The organism is Saccharicrinis sp. GN24d3 (assembly GCF_052400645.1).
Classification (GTDB): domain Bacteria; phylum Bacteroidota; class Bacteroidia; order Bacteroidales; family Marinilabiliaceae; genus Saccharicrinis.
This window is the reverse complement of record NZ_JBQTGI010000029.1, coordinates 14891-35525: the sequence shown is the minus strand read 5'-3', so window position 1 is coordinate 35525 and position 20635 is coordinate 14891. Positions and strand designations below refer to the sequence as shown.

General features: G+C 41.4%; 15 protein-coding genes. 7 read left to right on the top strand and 8 right to left on the bottom strand.

The window, feature by feature from the left end:
* Window positions 1–79: 79 nt before the first annotated feature.
* The gene (locus ACT29I_RS22670; RefSeq protein ID WP_430932958.1) at window positions 80–874 is read right to left on the bottom strand and encodes an ion transporter; all 795 of its coding nucleotides are present in this window, start codon (window positions 872–874) and stop codon (window positions 80–82) included.
* Between the two features lie 88 nt (window positions 875–962).
* Between ACT29I_RS22670 and lpcA the strand changes: the two genes are divergently transcribed.
* The 3 genes from lpcA to ACT29I_RS22655 all read left to right on the top strand — a co-directional run bounded on the left by lpcA (window position 963) and on the right by ACT29I_RS22655 (window position 3703).
* Complete coding sequence (gene lpcA, locus ACT29I_RS22665) at window positions 963–1541, top strand: D-sedoheptulose 7-phosphate isomerase (RefSeq protein WP_430932959.1); 579 nt, start codon at window positions 963–965, stop codon at window positions 1539–1541.
* 76 nt (window positions 1542–1617) lie between these two features.
* Entirely contained in the window at window positions 1618–2259 is a 642-nt protein-coding gene (locus ACT29I_RS22660) for a hypothetical protein (protein ID WP_444794488.1), read from the top strand.
* A 4-nt stretch (window positions 2260–2263) separates the two neighbouring features.
* Window positions 2264–3703: a DUF5723 family protein gene (locus tag ACT29I_RS22655; protein WP_444794487.1), complete on the top strand. Its 1440-nt coding sequence runs from the start codon at window positions 2264–2266 to the stop codon at window positions 3701–3703.
* A 1690-nt stretch (window positions 3704–5393) separates the two neighbouring features.
* Here ACT29I_RS22655 and ACT29I_RS22650 read toward each other — a convergent pair.
* A complete protein-coding gene (locus ACT29I_RS22650) occupies window positions 5394–6719 on the bottom strand; it encodes a cyclic 2,3-diphosphoglycerate synthase (RefSeq protein WP_444794486.1) in 1326 nt (441 codons plus the stop codon).
* A gap of 263 nt (window positions 6720–6982) precedes the next feature.
* Between ACT29I_RS22650 and ACT29I_RS22645 the strand changes: the two genes are divergently transcribed.
* Window positions 6983–7564, top strand: a complete 582-nt coding sequence (locus ACT29I_RS22645) for an acyl carrier protein phosphodiesterase (RefSeq protein ID WP_430932963.1) — start codon at window positions 6983–6985, stop codon at window positions 7562–7564.
* On the opposite strand, the gene prmC is transcribed toward ACT29I_RS22645, so the two are convergent.
* Complete coding sequence (prmC, locus tag ACT29I_RS22640) at window positions 7561–8415, bottom strand: peptide chain release factor N(5)-glutamine methyltransferase (RefSeq protein WP_430932964.1); 855 nt, start codon at window positions 8413–8415, stop codon at window positions 7561–7563. The two genes, ACT29I_RS22645 and prmC, sit on opposite strands and share 4 nt — an antisense overlap.
* 93 nt (window positions 8416–8508) lie before the next feature.
* Between prmC and ribD the strand changes: the two genes are divergently transcribed.
* Together ribD and cls are read left to right on the top strand one after the other, a co-directional pair.
* Window positions 8509–9561: a bifunctional diaminohydroxyphosphoribosylaminopyrimidine deaminase/5-amino-6-(5-phosphoribosylamino)uracil reductase RibD gene (ribD, locus tag ACT29I_RS22635; protein WP_430932965.1), complete on the top strand. Its 1053-nt coding sequence runs from the start codon at window positions 8509–8511 to the stop codon at window positions 9559–9561.
* A gap of 65 nt (window positions 9562–9626) precedes the next feature.
* Entirely contained in the window at window positions 9627–11090 is a 1464-nt protein-coding gene (gene cls, locus ACT29I_RS22630) for a cardiolipin synthase (RefSeq protein ID WP_430932966.1), read from the top strand.
* Between the two features lie 331 nt (window positions 11091–11421).
* On the opposite strand, the gene ACT29I_RS22625 is transcribed toward cls, so the two are convergent.
* The 5 genes from ACT29I_RS22625 to ACT29I_RS22605 form a co-directional block, all read right to left on the bottom strand.
* Entirely contained in the window at window positions 11422–12432 is a 1011-nt protein-coding gene (locus ACT29I_RS22625; RefSeq protein WP_430932967.1) for a hypothetical protein, read from the bottom strand.
* 69 nt (window positions 12433–12501) lie between these two features.
* Entirely contained in the window at window positions 12502–13734 is a 1233-nt protein-coding gene (locus tag ACT29I_RS22620; protein ID WP_430932968.1) for a nucleoside recognition domain-containing protein, read from the bottom strand.
* Window positions 13735–13930: 196 nt separating this feature from the next.
* Window positions 13931–14434, bottom strand: coding sequence for a pyridoxamine 5'-phosphate oxidase family protein (locus tag ACT29I_RS22615; protein ID WP_444794485.1), 504 nt, complete (start codon window positions 14432–14434; stop codon window positions 13931–13933).
* An 85-nt stretch (window positions 14435–14519) separates the two neighbouring features.
* Window positions 14520–16478 (bottom strand): DNA primase, encoded by a 1959-nt coding sequence (gene dnaG, locus ACT29I_RS22610; protein WP_444794484.1) that lies wholly within the window; start codon window positions 16476–16478, stop codon window positions 14520–14522.
* Window positions 16479–16788: 310 nt separating this feature from the next.
* On the bottom strand, window positions 16789–17931 hold the full coding sequence (locus ACT29I_RS22605) for a sodium:calcium antiporter (protein WP_444794489.1): 1143 nt from the start codon (window positions 17929–17931) through the stop codon (window positions 16789–16791).
* Window positions 17932–18314: 383 nt separating this feature from the next.
* On the opposite strand from ACT29I_RS22605, the gene ACT29I_RS22600 reads away from it, so the two are divergent.
* A complete protein-coding gene (locus tag ACT29I_RS22600; protein ID WP_444794483.1) occupies window positions 18315–20600 on the top strand; it encodes a sodium-translocating pyrophosphatase in 2286 nt (761 codons plus the stop codon).
* Window positions 20601–20635: the final 35 nt, after the last annotated feature.

The window sequence follows — 20635 nt, the reverse complement described above, 5'->3', positions numbered from 1 at the left end:
ACTAATTTACTGTTGAGTAACCATTAAATGCAGCATTAAAATATGATACAAGAAGTCATGTTTTGGTGCTTTTTTGTTTTTATAACTTTTCCCCGCAAAACTTGCAGTATCTGGCATCTTTATCATGTCCTTCCTGCAAGCACGATGGGCATACCTGCGTGGTGGTGTCAATGTCCCGTTTACGGGTAAGCTCGGCAGTAACTATACCTGTAGGTACGGCTATTATGGCATAACCCATAATCATAACTATGCTAGCCAGCGTTTGGCCCAGGGCGGTTATAGGAGCTATATCGCCGTATCCAACCGTGGTTAGGGTAACGATGGCCCAATAGATACTGATGGGAATACTGGTAAAACCACTGCCCTCGTTTGATTCGATGATATACATGAGTGTTCCTAAAATAACCACCAGGATAAGAATGGTAAATAAGAAAACGCCAATCTTATTTCGGCTGGCCATCAGTGCTTTCCAAAGCTGGGAGGCTTCGTTTATATATCTTGTTAGCTTAAGTACCCTAAAAATCCTTAGTAATCGTAAAGCTCGTAAAACCACGAGCATGTGTGTTCCACTAAATATCAAACCTAAAAAAGTAGGTATGATAGACAGAAAGTCAATAATCCCATAAAAACTGAGCGCATATTTAAGGGTTTTTCGAACAACCCACAATCGTATCACGTATTCAGCCAAAAAAACAAATGTCACTATCCATTCCAGTACAGCCAAGCGATGGTAAAACGCTTCCGATTGATCCTCAAGGCTTTCCAACATTACACTTGCAACACTTAAAAGAATCAGAACAATTAAAGTGATATCGAATAATTTACCCGCTTTGGTATCTGCCTCAAATATGATGTCGTATAACTTTTGTTTCATCTATGCATATTAAAAATCTATATTCTTTGACTGTAATTATTTCCCATAACAAAATCACATCGTATATTTACCAAAAATAGCAACATTAATGAGTATTGAAAGCATAAAAAGCAATTTTAAGGAAGCCAGGGGTTTATTAGACGATTTTATTGGTGATGACAACAACTGGGAGAACATGAAATCTGCAGGCGATATAATGGTGGATTGCCTGAAGAATGGAGGAAAAATAATCTCGTGTGGTAACGGCGGGTCCATGAGTGATGCCATGCATTTTGCCGAGGAGCTAAGCGGACGATTTAGAGAGGATAGGAAAGGTTTGGCCGCGGTTTCAATATCGGATCCTACACATATTACCTGTGTTGGAAACGACTATGGCTTTGACTCTATTTTTTCGAGATATGTGGAGGCGGTAGGCAAGCCGGGAGATGTGTTGCTCGGTATCAGCACAAGCGGCAATTCGGCCAATGTTTTAAAGGCGGCAAAGGAAGCCCAAAAAAATGGGATGAAAGTAATTGCGCTAACAGGCAAGAGTGGAGGCAAACTAAAAGATAATTGCGATGTAGAGTTACGCATTCCCCATTCTGGCTATTCCGACCGTATTCAAGAGTTACATATTCAAATAATCCACTCCTTTATTCAATATATTGAGATGGAATATTTTAAATGATTTTTAGACTTACGAACATACTAGAACTACAAAATGTTTGTTATTAGTTAAGTGGCATTTATAAATTGCACCAGGTATGATTTTCAAAAGTTTAATTAATTCTTTGTTCATTGCTACCCTTTGTTTGTTATTGCAAGGATGTATAAAGGAAGACCTGAGTAAAATATCTTCGGACTATGAATGGAATGGTAAAATATCATTACCGTTAAGTTCGAAAAAGATTACTGCTGACAACTATGTTGGGATATTAGGCCTGGTGGATGACTATATTAATTCAGGTGGCTGGGGAGTAGTGCATACAACAACTGCCGATTTCAACTTTTCAGATAGATATCCGCATCCTGAATATATTGACAGCATCATGCTCAGGTTTGAGATCACTAATAATTTTCCGGGTAAGTTAGAAAAAATGACCATGTTGTTTTTAGATGAGTCAGAGAGCAGCACGATACCTGCACTTAGTGATTTACCTTTAGAAATGGAAGCTCCTACGCTTAACGAAGCAGGCGACATAACTAGCAAGTCATACTTATTAATTGATCAATGGTTTTCAAAAGAGGATATTCCATCATTAATAGATACTAAGTTCGTATATGTACGGGTTTTGATTAAAGAAATTGATCTTAGAGAGGTTGTGCGGGAAAGAATGGATGAATATAGTATAGATGTTAATATTGCATTGAGGTCGGTTGAGACTGTGCCGGTAGAAGAACTTTAAGCTGATGAGGAACGTTTACTTCGCTATACTTTTATCCTGGATTTCTTGTCATTTAAATGGGCAGCAGAACAACACTTTGTTCTTGATGCACGAGCTTCCGCAGGCTAATATCGTTAATCCGGCCGTACCAATCGACTGTAAGCTCTTTGTGGGTTTTCCGGGCATTGGGTCCACCCATGTCAATGCTTATTCAACCGGGTTTGCATTAAGCGACATCCTCGTTTCCTCAAGTGGCGACTCGTTAAGGTTTGAACTGGATGATGCTATTTCAAACATGAGTAACAAAGAAATGATTGCCACAGAAACGCATCTCTCGCTGCTGTCTGCAGGATATAAATACAAGCAGAACTATTTTACGATAGGCGTAAACGAAAAAGTGAACACATATAGCACTTTGAATAAAAATGCGCTTCGGTTGATTCATGGTGGGAATACGCAATTCGAAGGGCAACTGACCAACCTGAACGGAACACGTGTAAACGCGATACATTACAGGGAATATGCACTGGGATGGGCCAGGGAAATTAGCAAACGCCTCAGTTTGGGTATCCGGTTAAAATTTTTGTTCGGAAAAGCCAATATATATACTAAACCTGCCCGGATGAGTTTATATACCGATGCTATATCTTTTGAAACCTACGTTGCCAGTTCCATGGAAGGAAACATGTCCTTACCGGTGGATGTTACAACGCATACCGATGGAAAACTGGATGAAATGGTTGAGAGAGATAATGTAAAAACAGGAGATTATTTAATGAACAGGGAAAACGGAGGATATGGTGTTGATTTGGGCTTTATCTACGAACTTAATGAAAACACCACCTTGTCGGGAAGTTTATTGGATATGGGATATATAAACTGGAAATCGGATGCTTACGCGTTGGAAAGTTCAGGCTCCATGGATATTACGTTCGAAGCGATAGAGGATGGACTGGGTAACCTGGATGCCGTCACAGATGCCTTGTTGGAAGTTTTTAATCCTGAAGTGGCTGCGGAAGCCTATTCTTCACCCATGCTGCCGGCCTTGTATTTGGGAATAAGCCGTTATATAAACCCCTGGCTAAATGTGGGTGCTGTTTTCCACACAGAACTCTACAGGAACAGATTTCACCCATCGCTCACTTTTTCCGGGAATACGATGATCGCAAAGAATATTTACGGCAGCTTGTCATATACCCTGCAAAACAGACAATTTAATAATATTGGAGCAGGGATAGGTGCACAGTTTGGAATTTTTCATATTCATGCGGTGAGTGATAACGTTCCTGCTTTCTTTAATTTGATGAATGCGAAAAATGTTAACCTGCGTTTTGGGATTAGCATGCTGTTGGGTTGTGGAAGAGAGAGGAAAAATTTTGGCAAGGATAATGGCATAAGAGCTTTGCCTTGTGTTGGTGATCCATACAGTGCCATTAAAAGCAGGAAAAAAAGAAAGAGAAGGTAGTTCGCAGTAGATCTGTCCATAATTACTTTTCATTTGTGCATATCTACCTGCTGAAAAATCTCATTAGCCCCTCCGGCTGGAGGAGTTATGGTTGCAGACAGAACTCGCCCATAATGACACCCCTCCTGCTAAGGCGGGACAGAACATGCCGTAACCGCTACGCGGTAAACTTCGCAACCGTGCCACGTATTCTAAAATGCCGGAACACCCACGGTGTTCATGCGTTGGAGCAATACCGCATAACGCCTGCTGTCGAAAGACAGGGTTGCGGATTGATTAAAAAATAAATTGTGGGTAAATTGTGATGATCTCATTATAATTTAGTGCATCTAAGAAAACTCTCAATTCTAAATTCTCCTTAGTGATTACCTCAAACCCCTAAAGGGGAATTAGCTGTCTATGGGGACTTCTGGCTCTCCCTTTAGAGCCTGTCCCGAACTCGTATTCGGGAGAGTTAGAGGGTTTTTAAAAGAGAATTGTTGCCTTTTCTTATTGCCACTAGTTATTTATTCATGTGGCATTCGATGCCTGCCTGTTGCAGAGCATAGCCGTCAAGCCAAGGGTGAATGCCCGTAAATCGTTATGAGTCTAGTGAATCAGCTCTCCTCCTTAAAAAGGAGGAGTACGGTGAGGTACGAACCGGGAGGTGGTTTTATACGTTTCGTTCTCATATAATCCGAGATCTGTCATTAGGCGCTTACTGGACAACTATTGATAACATGTTAACGATATTTTTTCAAAAAAAAAATTTTCATTTGAGAGGAACGGTCTCCGGAAAAATCTCATTAGATACAAAGCAGGGTCTCAGTAAGACCGGGGAACCCCGAATTTGAATAGGGAGCCCCTCCGGCTGGAGGAGTTATGGTTGCAGACAGAACTCGCCCATAATGACACCCCTCCTGCTAAGGCGGGACAGAACATGCCGTAACCGCTACGCGGTAAACTTCGCAACCGTGCCACGTATTCTAAAATGCCGGAACACCCACGGTGTTCATGCGTTGGAACAATACCGCATAACGCCTGCTGTCGGAAGACAGGGTTGCGGATTGATTAAAAGATAAATTGCGGGTAAATTGTGATGATCTCATTATAATTTAGTGCATCTAAGAAAACTCTCAATTCTAAATTCTCCTTAGTGATTACCTCTAACCCCTAAAGGGGAATTAGTTCTCTATGGGGATTTCTGGTTCTCCCTTTAGAGCCTGTCCCGAACTCGTATTCGGGAGAGTTAGAGGGTTTTTAAAAGAGAATTGTTGCCTTTTCTTATAGCCACTAGTTATTTATTCATGTGGCATTCGATGCCTGCCTGTTGCAGAGCATAGCCGTCAAGCCAAGGGTGAATACCCGTAAATCGTTATGAGTCTGGTGAATCAGCTCTCCTCCTTAAAAAGGAGGAGTACGGTGAGGTACGAACCGGGAGGTGGTTTTATACGTTTCGTTCTCATATAATCCGAGATCTGTCATTAGTACTTGGCTCTCCCCTTTTCCGAAGGGGAGTACTCTACTGAGCCCTTCACCAACCGCGAGTCACCAAAGCTTTTACTGGGGACACAAGGCTGCGGCCGCCGGAGGGAGGTGTGGGGACAGGAATTTCTGTGCTACAGGGCTCTAGTCCGTATGTTCTGCAGTTTACCCTGTGTAAAATACTAATACAGGGTATATTAAAATGCCGGTGAGTCGTAAGTTATCCCTATACTATATTTATAAAGTCATCTAAAACATCGCCTAAAGTTGGCTTGCCAATCTCCTGCAGCGAATAATGAACACGCGTATGCGGCTTTTCTATTTTAAGCACCCTCGTTAAGTCTATCGGGGTCGCAATTACCACCGAGTCGCAAGGGGTGTTTTTAATCGTTTCCTGCAGATCACTTATTTGTTCGTTACTATAACCCATTGCAGGCAGAACTTTGCCTATTCCCGGATAACTTTCATAAGTTTCTTTTATCTTGCCTACGGCATACTCCTTGGGGTCCATTATTTCGGCGGCTCCAAATTTTTCACACGCTATAACTCCTGCCCCTAATTTCATTTCGCCATGTGTAAGGGTTGGGCCATCTTCAATCACCAAAACTTTTTTGCCTTCAATTATATTCGGATTTTCTACTTCAATAGGCGATGCAGCATCAATTATGATGGCGTTGGGATTAATTTCCTTGATGTTTCTGCGAAGCTGAAGTACATCAGCAGCGTCAGCACTATCTATCTTGTTGATGATAACCACGTCCGACAGGCGAACATTCACCTCGCTGGGATAATAGCTTTTTTCATGTCCTACCCGGTGGGGATCAGTCACGGTAATCATTAAATCAGGCTTATAGAAAGGCATATCATTATTCCCGCCATCCCAAACAATCACATCGCACCCCTTGTCGTCATCTTCCGCTTCCTTTAAAATATCGTGGTAATCCACACCGGAATAAATTACATTACCGTTCATGATGTGCGGCTCGTATTCTTCCATTTCCTCAATGGTGCATTTGTGTTTTCGCAGATCCGTAAGCGTTGCGTATCGTTGTACTATCTGTTCTTTCAGGTTGCCGTATGGCATGGGGTGACGTATAGCCACTACCTTTTTACCGCGGCTCATTAAATAATCAATTACCTTGCGCGAAGTCTGGCTCTTACCGCACCCGGTTCGTGTGGCACAAACCGCAATAACGGGTTTTAAACTTTTTAGCATGGTGTTGTTAGGGCCAAGTACCCTGAAATCTGCACCGGCAGCCTGAACCACAGAGGCCAGGCTCATTATACGCTGATAGGAGATATCGCTGTAGGAGAACACACAAACATCTACATTAAACTTTTTAATAAGATAAGGCAAATCGGCCTCTTCCTTAATGGGTATCCCGTACGGATAGTGCTTACCTGTGAGTTCGATAGGATAGTTTCTATTGGAAATATCAGGGATTTGTGTAGCGGTAAAAGCTACCACCTTGTAACTATGGTTGTTTTTAAAATATACGTTGAAGTTATGGAAATCGCGTCCCGCGGCTCCTAAAATGATAACATTTTTCATTGGTCTAACATTTGGAAAAACCGCGATAACCCAGGGCATATTAATTCAATCCTTGGTATGATGATATTATTTGCTTCCTGCCTGCTGCTGACAGGCGGCCATGTCGGTTTCATTAGTTGGTTTTATTTAATGTATAAAGTAAATGAATTTATCCCAAATTTGTCATTATAATAGACAAATTTGCCCGATAGGTTGACGAAAGTTTTGTTTGTCAAATTTTGAGGTGTATGTTATTTCCCCGGCTATATTCCTAACTTTACGCAATGAATTTTTTGGCACACATATATTTATCGGGCGAACCAGGACCTTTGATGATCGGCAATTTTATAGGCGATTATGTAAAGGGAAATCAACTGGAACGGTTCTCTCCTGAAATTCAGAAAGGGATCAGGTTGCATCGTACCATTGATGCTTTTACCGATAGCCATGAAATTGTAAAACAAAGCACTGCACGGTTTAAACCCTGTTATCAACGTTATGCCTCCGTGGTGATTGATGTGATATACGATCATTACCTGGCGCATAATTGGGAAAAATACTCGTCGGTCCCTCTCCACCAGTATGTCAATCAAGTGCATGCCTATTTTTTTCGTCATTACTTTTCGCTTCCTAACAGGGTAAAGGGATTTTTACCGTTTCTAATAAAAAGCAGAAGGTTAGAGAACTACAAGTATATATGGGGAATTGAAACATCGCTGGCTATTATGGCCAACTATAGCTCATTGCCGGCAAAATCGGAATGTGCCGTGAAAGTGATGACCGAACAGTATGATGCGTTGCTCGATGAGTTCACCCATTTTTTTGATGATGTGCAAAAGATGGTAAAGGTTGAACTTCAGGCCTAAATCCCGGCTTTTATCATTCGGTCTTTCCCAAACAGATCTTTACGTAATTCAACCCATTTAAACCCTAATTGCTGGAGCAGCGCACAGGTTTCTTTGCCCAATGCTTCATTGATCTCGAAATATAACAAACCGTTAGACTTAAGCATGTTCTTTGCCAGTTTGCCAATGGAACGATAAAACAGCAACGGATCCTTATCTTCTACAAACAGCGCTAGATGCGGTTCGTGTTTTAAAACATTGTCCTGCATCAATTCTTTTTCCAATGCCCGGATATAAGGTGGGTTGCTGACGATAATATCGTAATGGTGTTTTTTGTCAATAGTAGGGTTAAGAGCGTCGATTAACTGAAAACTGATTTCAACCTGATTTAGGTTTGCATTGCCTTGTGCAACCATCAACGCTTCGGGCGAGATATCCCAGGCGTCCACTTCCGCATTGGGTAAATTCTTTTTCAAGGAGATGGGGATACATCCCGTACCAGTGCCAATATCCAGTATTTTGGGCATGGAAAGGTGATTATCGTCAAGTATCCATTTCACCAGCTCTTCGGTTTCGGGACGTGGAATTAACACATGTTTGTTCACATGAAACGGCAGGCCATAGAACTCAGTGGCACCTATGAGGTGCTGGATGGGCACATGTTGTTGTAGCTTGTCCAATACATTTTTGCAGAATTGCTGTTGGTTAGCGTCCAACACATGCTCTTCCTTCATCATGATATCTACTTTTGAAAAACCCAGGAGGTGCTCAAAAATTATCCATATAAAATTCCTGATTTCCTCTTGAGGATAAATACCCTCTAAGCTATTTTTAAAATGTGCAGATACCTGTTTGATGTTGGTAAACTCCATGAATTGCAAGTATAATTTTTGTAGTGGCGCAAAATTAACCATTTTTGCAGAAGATTAAGCATAAGCCTCTTATTTCTAATCAAGCATTTACAAATGGATACCGATAATAAATATATGCAACGTTGCCTCCAGTTGGCTAAAATCGGACTTGGCAATACCTATTCCAATCCCATGGTTGGATCTGTCATTGTGCATAACGGACGTATTGTTGGAGAAGGGTTTCATCATCGGGCCGGCGAGCCACATGCCGAGGTTAATGCCATAAACTCGGTGAAAGATAAAAGCCTGCTAAGAGCATCCACACTTTACGTTAACCTGGAACCCTGCGCTCATTATGGCAAAACACCACCTTGTTCGTTGCTGATAAAGGAAAGTGGTATCCCTAAAGTAGTGGTTGGATGTACCGATACTTTTTCGGAAGTGGCAGGAAAAGGAATTGAAATGTTGCGCGAAGCGGGTGCGGATGTGAAGGTTGGTGTATTGAAAGATGAAAGCAGGGAACTGAACAAACGTTTTTTTACTTTTCACGAGAAACAACGCCCTTATGTAATTTTAAAATGGGCACAAACACTCGACGGCTTTATTGATATCGATAGAGACAAGGAAAATTATGGCCAGCCCACATGGATCACCAATGAGATAGCCAAAAAGCTGGTGCACAAATGGAGAAGCGAGGAGCAGGCCATCCTGGTGGGAACAAATACGGCGATCAAAGATAATCCATCGCTGACAACACGCGAATGGTCGGGAAATAGCCCGGTTAGAATATTGGTGGACAGGATGGGTAGGGTTCCACAAACCCATCATATTTTAAATGGAGAAGTGGAAACCATCGTATTTACTTCGGTTCATAAAGAAGAATCGGCGAAAATAAGATTTGTAAACATCGATTTTGACCAAAACATCGTACCTCAAATTTTAACCGAGCTTCACAGCAAGCACCTTCAATCCGTGATTATAGAAGGGGGCAAACAGATATTGGAAAGTTTTATAGATGCTAACCTGTGGGATGAGGCCCGTGTTTTTATCGGAAATAAGATCTTTAAAGCGGGTGTTGAAGCGCCGAAGTTAAAGGCATTACCCATTTCGGAAGAAGAGGTTGGGAATAGCAGATTGCAATATATGAGAAATTTCTCCGCAAAATAATCGGTAATAATCACAAATAAACTTATTTTTAAGATTATTCATTTTATATACCGTACCTGTTTATTATGTGGTGGACCGAAAATTGGGATTCTTTGCTATATTCTTTGATTGTAACATCTTATGCCGTTTCAATTCTTTTGGTGATTGGGGTAATGGTGCTCGAAAATCGTAGCCCGTTAAAATCGCTTTCGTGGATATTGGTGTTGTTGTTGTTGCCCTTGTTGGGTGTGGTGCTGTATGTATTTTTTGGGCAAAACCTGCGTAAGCAAAAAATTATTAGCCGCAAAGGGCTTAAAAATCACGATTTTCTTCTGCAGACTGCCAGTATTCAAACCAAGGATCTTTCTCAATTCTACGGACTGAACGACGAAATCTTAGATGAGAAAAAGCAAATTATTCAACTTCAACTGAACAACAGCCATTCGGTGATGACGGCGGGTAATAAAGTGAAACTGCTGAACAATGGGGATGACAAATTTAAAGCACTGATTGAAGATCTTGAAAAGGCCAAACATTTTATTCATCTGCAATACTACATCCTGGAAAAGGATGAGATCGGGAAAAAAATTATAGACCTGCTGGTGCGAAAAGCGCAGGAAGGTGTTGAGGTGCGCGTAATTATAGATGACGTGGGCTCGTGGGAATTTAAAAGAAAGGATTTTCAGCAACTAAGGGAAGCTGGTTTGGAGATATTCTCTTTTTTGACCGTCCGCTTTCCTACGTTTACCAGTAAACTGAATTATCGTAACCACAGAAAAATAGTCATCATTGATGGTTTGATCGGTTTTTTGGGGGGTATCAACGTGGCCGACCGATACATTCATGGTAATCCTAAATACGGTATTTGGCGCGATACCCACCTTAAAGTAGAAGGGGATGCAGTCAACAGTTTGCAGACTATTTTTTCCATCGATTGGTATTTCGTAAGCCAGGTAGAACTTTCGGACCAAAAGTACTTTCCTGCCAAAGAACCCATGGGCAACAAACTGGTTCAGATTAGTCCTAGCGGACCAGATGCCGATTGGCCATCAATTATGATGGGTTTTTTCAAGATTATCACCACGGCAAAAAGGTATGTGTATATCACTTCACCGTACTTTATGCCTAACGAAAGCGTATTGATGGCCTTAAAAACGGCTGCCATGGGCGGCGTGGATGTACGGATCATTATTCCCGAAAAGTCGGATGCCTATATTTCCAAACTGTCCTCCATGTCGTACCTAAAAGAGATGATGCTGGCGGGTGTCAGATTTTATTTTTATCAGAAAGGGTTTATCCATAGCAAAACGATGGTGTCGGATGATATGATTGCCTCGGTTGGTTCGGCAAACATGGATTTTAGAAGCTTTGAGCAGAATTTTGAAGTCACCGCTTTTGTATACGATAAGGAATTTGCGCTTGAGGTAAAAGAATCTTTCATGGAGGACTTTGCCGAAAGTAACGAGGTAATTTTAAGTGAGTGGCGCAAACGGCCCATCAAGCAAAAAGCAAAGGAATCGCTGGCCAGGTTGTTGAGCCCTTTGATGTAAATTATTACTTTCTCGCAGGGTTCCGAAAAAAATCGCAGAGTCTCGAAGAAAAAGTCAGCGGAACTCAGCGTTCATCTGCGCGAAAGATGCCACAGCAGTCGGAAGTAAAACACCAGAATATTATTACGAATTCCTTGATTTCACCAGAACTTGATACCCAAAATCCGTAATCGTACTTCGACCTCGAATTACATGTACCGGGATCTACCAATAGGAATTTAAAAAATATGGGATAAAAGAAAATATTGAACTGCGCAGCAACCTCTATTATTTGCAACAATACGCTAATAGCAGGATTTAGCCAGATTTTAAAAGCGAATTATCAATACCTTTACCAACTTATAAAATAAGTAAGCCCAACGTTGGTATAGCCACTCCAGTTTACTTCGATGTAGGAGGGTTGGTTAACCGGGCGAAATGCCGAGAATCCCAAACTAATCACAAAATCACCCCAATAATAGTAGGCAGGGATTGTAAATCCAATATTGTTGAAATTAAAACTTTTTTGTTCTTTGAATAAATCCCACAGAACCAAATCGTCGGGTAATGCCTTCAGCTTTCTTAATCTTGTAATTAAGGTTTTCTGTTGATTGGTGAGTTGGCTGCTTGTATTGTCCTGATTCAATCTTACCAATCGCTTAACGATTCTCTCCGATAATTCAGCTGTAGTTGCTTCCGGGAACAATTCGGCATATTGATAAGCAAAGAGATACGAGGTGTAGGCCTCTACATTATAATAGCTGATATCTCCCATATACGCTGAAACCATTGGTTGGAATGACAGGGAATTGCCTTTTTTAAAAACATGATCGAAGTGAATGGTAGCTCCTGTTTCAAATGCCACAAAAAGTTCCTCTACCTTTCCTGTGTAATACCCAGCCATGACATCTGTCACCCACCAACCTACTTCGCTGTAAAGCCCTGCCGATACTAAATTTTTATAGACCGAACGTAAGGAATGGGAATCGTGACTGTAAAAGTAATGCCCGTACATGGCCGAACCGCTTAACCATTCCGTAAAATCGATATTATAACCCAGGGATAGACCCAACGATTGAGTAGAACTTTCGTTTCTTTCATCTGAATTCCATATATTAGAATAAGATGTAGAAATGTCGAAACCTGATTTATGGTAGTAGCCAACCATACCTGCGAGGGTCGGTTGATTTTTATAGACACTCAGACGCCCGTTAATATCGTGATCGGTCATAAAATCCAGACTAAAACTAGCCGATGAAAATTTATCATCAGCAGCGCTAACCGGTTGTCCGAATGCTTCAATACAGCCCAGTAAAGCGACAAAACACCATATTTTTTTTAATATATCTCCTATAACAGGCATAGCAACAAATGTAAAATAAACATATGTGTTACGATAATAAGTTTATCATGTTATCTAAACAAGCACATATCACGCAAAAAATATATACCCAATCACAATTGAAGCAATTATTCCCGCAAAATCTGCGATCAGACCACAACCTATTGCATGGCGTGTGTTTTTAATGCCCACCGAACCAAAATAAACCGCAATAATGTAAAAGGTGGTATCGGTAGCTCCTTGCACGGTAGAAGCAATTTTGGCGGCAAAGGAATCCACACCAAATGTATTAAATGTTTCAACCATCATCCCACGGGCACCACTTCCGCTTAAGGGTTTCATAAAAGCAGTTGGCAAGGCATCCACAAAACGGGTATCCAAGCCCAGCCATTGGCACAAAACTTTAATTAAATCGGTGACATAGTCCATCGCTCCCACTTCTCTGAAAACGCTGACAGCTACCAAAATGGCTATCAAAAATGGAATAATTCTGACGGCTATCTGAAATCCTTCCTTGGCCCCTTCCACAAAAGCATCGTACACATTTACCTTTTTATAAGTGGCCATCCCAACAAACAGAATCATAATGGAGAAAAGTATAAAATTACTTCCCACGTTGGATATCAGCTTAACCTGTTCCTTATCCATCAGCGAAACACCATAGATGGTTCCTATCACCAATAAGGTCATCCCTCCCAGATAAGTCAATATAATTGAATCGGCCAGGCGAATTTTCTGCACATAGGACACGGCCAATAAACCTGCCAGCGTAGAAAAAAATGTGGCCAAAAGTATGGGTAGAAAGATATCGGCCGGATTTAAAGCATTGTATTGTGCCCGATACACCATAATGCTAATGGGAATCAAAGTCAGGCCGGAGGTATTGAGCACCAGAAACATGATTTGTGCGTTGCTGGCAGATTCTTTGTTTTTGTTTTCCCTTTGCAACTGTTCCATGGCTTTTAAACCCATTGGAGTGGCGGCATTATCCAATCCGAGCATATTGGCAGATAGATTCATAATCATGGTTCCAAACGCCGGGTGGTTTTTGGGCAAGGATGGAAACAGGCGGTTAAAGAACGGGGCGATTAACCTGGAAATAACGTTGACCATGCCCCCTTTTTCTCCAACCTTCATCAATCCCAACCATAAGGAGAGCACTCCTGTTAATCCCAATGAAATCTCGAACCCTGATTTGGCGGCCTCATTAATAGCATTTACCAAATTTGGGAATACTTCCATATCACCAAAGAAGATTAACCTGGCCAATGCAACAATAAATGCAATGAAAAAGAAACCTATCCAAATGTAATTTAAAACCATATTAATTAGACAATTAGATAATTCATTAGAGATCAAATACGGGTTTTAGTTATTTACCCATTCGATGATAAAATCACCAGGTAGCTAAACAAAAAACCATTGCCGTAAGATACGCCTATATATTACTTTTTGTGCTGCAGATCGAAACCTATACTTAATGCATCATCTTCTTTTTAAGGGATGCAATAAATTTAAGTTAGTGAGATCTTTTTACGGTATCATCGCCACGGTACTTTTCGTGCGGAGCGCCAAACTCCTTACAAGTAACATTGTCGATAGGTACCTCCCATATTTTTACGTTACGGATGGCGGGGCCTGAGTACTTAAACTTCTTCTCTGAATATTGTTCCATAATGATGTTTAAGGCTTCTTCCTTCCTTTCGAAATCGTCCTGGAACTTAACTTTTCCCCAAGCAATCACACTTTTGGATTTCATACGATAACTGCAGGCCACCTCAGGATGTTGAAAAGCCAGTTCGTGATCCGTACTAAATGTAACGCAAATATTTTTGTTCTTATTCAAGATATCAATTATTCGTCCTTCAGGAGCCGAGTGCAAATAAATGACGTTGTCCTTAAAGCCAAAGTTCATGGGCAACACATAAGGCTTATCGCCATCCACCACACCAATAAAACAAACATCGCATTTTCTGATGATGGTTTCTATTCTTTCGTTGTTTAAATGTTCTACAGTTTTCATTGTTATCTTAATAAGTGACTTTGAGATAAGAGACCTTATTATCTGGCATCCCCCATCTTAAAATGATTATATATTTATTATTTACTTAAACTATTGCCCTATTTCCAAGCTCTTTTGACAAAAGGGATTGCAATTGTTGCAAGCGAACCATGGTTTGCATTATTTCCATCAATTTCGCACTATCCTTATTTTGCTCCGCTAATTTTAATTCCTTTCTGTACTTGTCGATCAGCGATTTCACTTTCTTCAGCTTTAGTTCGTTCATCACTTTGGGAACTAATTTATCCAACATTGTTCCCTCGTCCAAATCACCCGACCCAAACCTTTGGTGAATCTTGCTTAAGGTATATTCCTTGCTCAGCAAATCCGTAGCTAACCGACTTACATCCTGCTCCATGTTACTCACAAAGAATTTAATGGCCTGAAAGCCCTCGTTATCTTTATTTTCTTCGTACAATTTTAATATTTTGTGGTACAACGGGTTTTCACATTCTAACTCATCCTCTTTCAATTGAGCCAAGATATAGTCCCCAACCGTAATCTCTTCTTCTTCCTCTTGTCCTTCCTCGGCCTCCATCATATTGGCATTGCCATATTTTATGATAAATCGTACCAGTTCTTTTTCCTCCTCCTCAAACGGGTTTTGCGATGCAAAGGCAGGATTCCCTATTGTTGCAATTGGCGCAGCCGCAGGAACTTGAATACTTCGGTTATTACTTTTATATTTCTCTTCCCTGTTTTTTCTGGTCAGCTTGCCAATTTCATTATAAAGCACTTGCTCTGTCACATTCATTAGGGCACTGCATTCCTTCACATACTCACCCCTGACAATGGCTTCAGGAATCATTGAAATGGTTCTAACGATATCCTGCAATAAACCCGCTCGTTTAACCGGATCGTTTTCTGCATCCTTTAACAACAACCCCGTTTTAAACTTGATAAAGTCACCCTCGTTTTCGGCTATGTATGCCTGTAATTCCGAGGTGCTTCGATTTTTGGAGAACGAATCGGGATCTTCTCCCTCAGGGAGCAACAGAACCTTCACGTTCATGCCCTGTTCCAATACCAGATCGATCCCTCGCAACGAGGCTTTGATACCGGCAGGGTCGCCATCGTAAATAATAGTGATATTTGGTGTAAACCTCGCTATCAGCCTAATCTGGTCAACTGTCAACGCAGTTCCAGATGAGGCCACCACATTGGGGATTCCTGCCTGATGAAACGAAATCACATCGGTATACCCTTCTACCAAAAAACACCGGTCTTTTTTTGTAATCTCGGTTTTGGCATGGTAGATACCATACAGGATCTTACTTTTGTGGTAAATCTCCGACTCGGGTGAGTTCAGATATTTGGCTGTTTTTTTATCCGTTTTTAGAATCCGTCCCCCAAAAGCGGTCGGTTTTCCTGAGATGCTGTGGATAGGGAATATGACCCTTCCCCTGAACCGGTCGGCTTTATAATTGTCACGGACGATTGTCAAACCTGTCTTTTCCAGAAACTCCAGCTTATAACTATTCTTCAGTGCCTCATCTGTCAAGGCGCTTTTGGCCTCGGGCGAATATCCCAGCTGGAACTTCTGGATGATATCGTCACGGAAACCGCGACTGCGAAGGTAAGACAGTCCTACGGAACGTCCTTCGTCGGATTTAAGCAACTGGTCGGTAAAATATTTTTGGGCAAATACTGAAACGGCCATCATACTCTCCCGGTCATTTTTTACCTGCTGTTGCTCGGGGCTTAGCTCCACCTCTTCGATATGGATATGAAATTTCTTGCCCAGCTGTTTGATGGCATCGATAAAAGAAATTTGCTCCACATCCATCAGAAAATTTACCGCATTGCCACCTTTTCCACAACCAAAGCATTTATAAATACCTTTGTGCGGGGAAACCGTAAACGACGGGGTTTTCTCGTTATGGAACGGACAGTTGCCCAGATAATTAACCCCTCTTCTTCGCAGCGTCACAAACTCCGACACCACATCTACGATGTTTGCTTGCGAAGTTTCTACTACCCTATCAACTGTACTTTGATCAATCATTAAAATCCTATCCTTCTAAAAAATGAGAAACACAAAGATAAGAATTGATTGGATAAATATCTGAGGTATAGTATCCGAGTTATAAACAAGGCATCATAAATATTAGTAATGCGTTTACAAAGTTATCAAGTGACGCAGTGTTTTTAATTGTTTCCATAGGCTTACGTCATTATTTCTGTTTCAATTAATCAAATTCAACTTATTGAACGCATTACAAATAATGTTTCGATTACACCCGGATATTGATGGGTAGTTCTTCGTTTACGGTCGATACATCCAGTGGTGTTTTTCCTTTAAAAATGCACAGCTTCTACCACCCTGAGGTAATCCCATTCGCTACTTTTTGAAGGGATTCGTTGATTCCGCCTTCTTTATTCAAAAAGTCGATAAATTGTCCGGCCCATTGGGCTAAAATATCATCCCCCCCTGCTCCATAGGATGCCGCTCCTATGGCATATAGGATAAAGATTATATATAAAACAAATAGGTAAAAAACATGTATTCGTTTCAGTTCTTTGGAAAAATAAAACACGGCCATGGTTACAATCGTCACAACAACCAACATAATACGGATATCGATTAAGGTTGGCCCAGCTTCCCGAAAATCGATTTTGTACCCAGTAACCAAGAGGTAAACGGCCAAAGGCAAACCCATGCTAATTGTAATATCAAAAATATTGGACCCCAACACATTTGAGAGTGCGTCATCATAGTTTCCCTTTTTACCATCTTTGATTGAAATAATGGTATCCGGGACACTGCTTGCAGCCGCCACCAGCACCAAAGCAATAAACAGCGGGTTTATATGTATAGAATCGGCCATTCCGATACAACTCTCCACCAAACCGGCACAAGCCAGGGCTATTACAGCTGTAGAGCCCAGTAATAGAACCCAACTGCGAATACTTCTCCCTTTTTTATATTTTAATTGATAACGTGTGTACCAGTTTTCAGGTTCAAAGTGATGGTCAGGCTTTCCTTGCTGGTCTCTTTTCATCGACAATAATGTATACGCCAAATAGAATACATAAAACAACGTAAATGCCCAACCATGCCATTGGGTTATATAGTCACTCGATAAAAGAACCAACAGAACCAACTCTGCTCCAATCAGAAATAGCCCATCCCTTAAAATCACTTTTTTAGCAATCTTTACCCCTTTTACCCCAGCGACCGTAGCGACAACTATCCAAATGACGAGCATGGGAATTACAATACTGTTAAAAATGGCTGATCCGGTATTGCCACCCACACTTGCCGCCAAATCCCGTCCTAAATTGGCACGGCTGGCCAAGGTTAAGAAAAACACAGTAGTAAGCAGTTCCGGCATGGAAGAACCAATCGCATTTAAAGTTGCCCCCTTAACACCTTCGCTTAAATTTCTGCCCAAGTATTCGGTTGAAGCTTCAAATACATCACAAGCTTTAGCCATAACAATAGATGAAATGATCATCAACACCAGACCCCCATACCAAGTATGAAAAAACAATTCGTAAATCCCCATCAGCTAAAGAATAATAATTTCCAAGGCAAATATACTCTTTTATAATTCTTACTATTTTTTTACAACCGCATTTCATATCCAATCTTTATTCAATCTACATTAAAATGCCGATTGTTAGACTAAAGCGGTTTAATTTTTATTATATTGAGCATTCGAAAAACAAACACCTGAAAATCCCTTATAGCCTTAGGTGTTTAACCCAAAAATTAGCTTTAAGGCTCTAACGTGAGCTGTAGTTTTTATTTTTATCTGATTACATATTTCAATTGACTAGCAAGTAATTAAAATAATTTACTCATATAAATCAAAAACAAATTAAATCTATTGTTATTATGATTACACAATTATTTTGGATCATACCAGTCGCATCCGTTGTGGCATTGGTGTTTGCATGGCTCTTCTTTAAGAGCATGATGAAAAGTTCCGAAGGGACAGATAAGATGAAAGAAATCGCCCAACACGTAAGAGATGGTGCAATGGCTTATTTATCCCGACAATATAAAGTTGTAGGAATTGTTTTTCTTGTTTTATTGGTAATCCTTACCATTCTTGCCTATATGGGTGTTCAAAACCCGTTTGTCCCCATCGCTTTCTTAACAGGGGGTTTCTTCTCGGGGCTTTGTGGTTTCCTGGGAATGAAAACCGCCACTTTTGCTTCGGCACGCACGGCACAAGGTGCTTCCGAGTCTTTGAACAAAGGACTTAAGGTGGCTTTCCGAAGCGGTGCCGTAATGGGACTGGTTGTGGTAGGTTTTGGGCTATTGGATATTTCGCTTTGGTATGTACTGTTAACTAAGGTAGTTTATACGGCCGAGCATATGTCTGCCGGTTTACACTTCATAGGCCTCGACTTAGTGCATGCAGGAATGGAAGAGTCGCAAAAATTAATGGAGGTTACTGCTACCATGTTAACCTTTGGAATGGGTGCTTCCACGCAGGCGCTGTTTGCACGTGTAGGTGGTGGCATTTACACCAAGGCTGCCGATGTAGGTGCCGACCTTGTGGGTAAGGTGGAAGCGGGAATCCCTGAGGATGATCCGCGCAACCCGGCCACCATAGCCGATAATGTTGGTGATAACGTTGGTGACGTAGCCGGTATGGGTGCCGACCTTTACGAATCGTATTGTGGTTCTATTTTAGCAACCGCCGCATTGGGAGCCGCCTTAACGGTTAACAATACCGGTGCGGATATGTCAGGAAAAGTAATTGCTCCAATGTTAGTGGCCGCTATTGGCATTGTGCTTTCTATCATTGGTATCTTTATGGTTCAAACCAAGGAAGATGCAACTGCAAAAAGTCTTTTGAACTCATTATTGATAGGTACCGGAGGTAGTTCGGTATTAATTCTGGTCGCCATTGCGGGAATGGCTGCCCTGGATTGGATTTCGTGGGGAATATTTGGTTCAGTTGTTTCTGGTCTTGTTGCCGGTGTTATTATTGGACAAGCTACAGAATATTATACATCTGACGGGTACAAACCAACACAAGGTATAGCCAAGCAGGCACAGCAGGGACCTGCTACCACTATTATTGATGGTGTTGCTGTAGGTATGTATTCAACGTGGATTCCCGTGGTAACTATTGTGGGTGGTATTATTGCTTCCTTCGGTTTTGCGGGTGGCTTCAGTAATTTTGCCGAAGGTGTATACGGAATCGGGTTTGCTGCTGTAGGTATGCTTTCAACTTTAGGAATTACCCTGGCCACGGATGCTTTTGGTCCTATTGCCGATAATGCAGGTGGCAACGCTGAAATGTCAAATCTTCCTAAAGAAGTACGCGAAAGAACAGATGCCCTGGATATGTTGGGAAACACAACGGCTGCCACTGGTAAAGGATTTGCAATCGGTTCTGCTGCCTTAACAGCTATGGCCTTGATGGCCGCTTATATGGAAGAAATTAAAATTTGGCTGAAGCGTGATTTAAAGGAAGGCGAAGTAGTGATTCAGAATTCGATTCAGTTTGTAGAGAACGCTTCAACTCAAGTAGCGGAAGGCGTTAAAGCCGTTGTTATCTCGGAAGCTACCCTAAAAGACTTTTCTACATTCTACGATTTATCATTATTCAACCCAATGTTACTGGCCGGTTTGTTTCTTGGTGCCATGATGGCCTTTGTATTCTGTGCCATGACCATGAAAGCTGTTGGTCGTGCGGCCGGCTCCATGGTAGACGAAGTGCGTCGCCAGTTTAAGGAAATACCAGGAATTCTGGAAGGAACAGGAACTCCCGAATATGCCAAATGTGTGGCTATCTCTACTAAAGGTGCCCAGCGCGAAATGTTGTTGCCATCGCTATTGGCCATTATTGTTCCGATCGTTGTAGGAATCGTATTTGGAGTAGCTGGTGTTATTGGTTTATTAATGGGTGGATTAACCACGGGGTTTACTTTGGCTATCTTCCTGAATAACGCTGGTGGAGCATGGGATAACGCTAAAAAATACATCGAAAAAGGAAACTATGGCGGTAAAGGTAGCGAAGCCCACAAAGCCGGTGTGGTTGGCGATACCGTGGGTGACCCCTTTAAAGATACATCGGGCCCTTCATTAAATATCCTGATCAAATTAATGACCATGGTAAGTGTAGTGATGAGCGGATTGACCGTAGCGTATGCCATCTTCTAAACCTTAAGATACAATAGCTTTTCTGCTATTAAAAA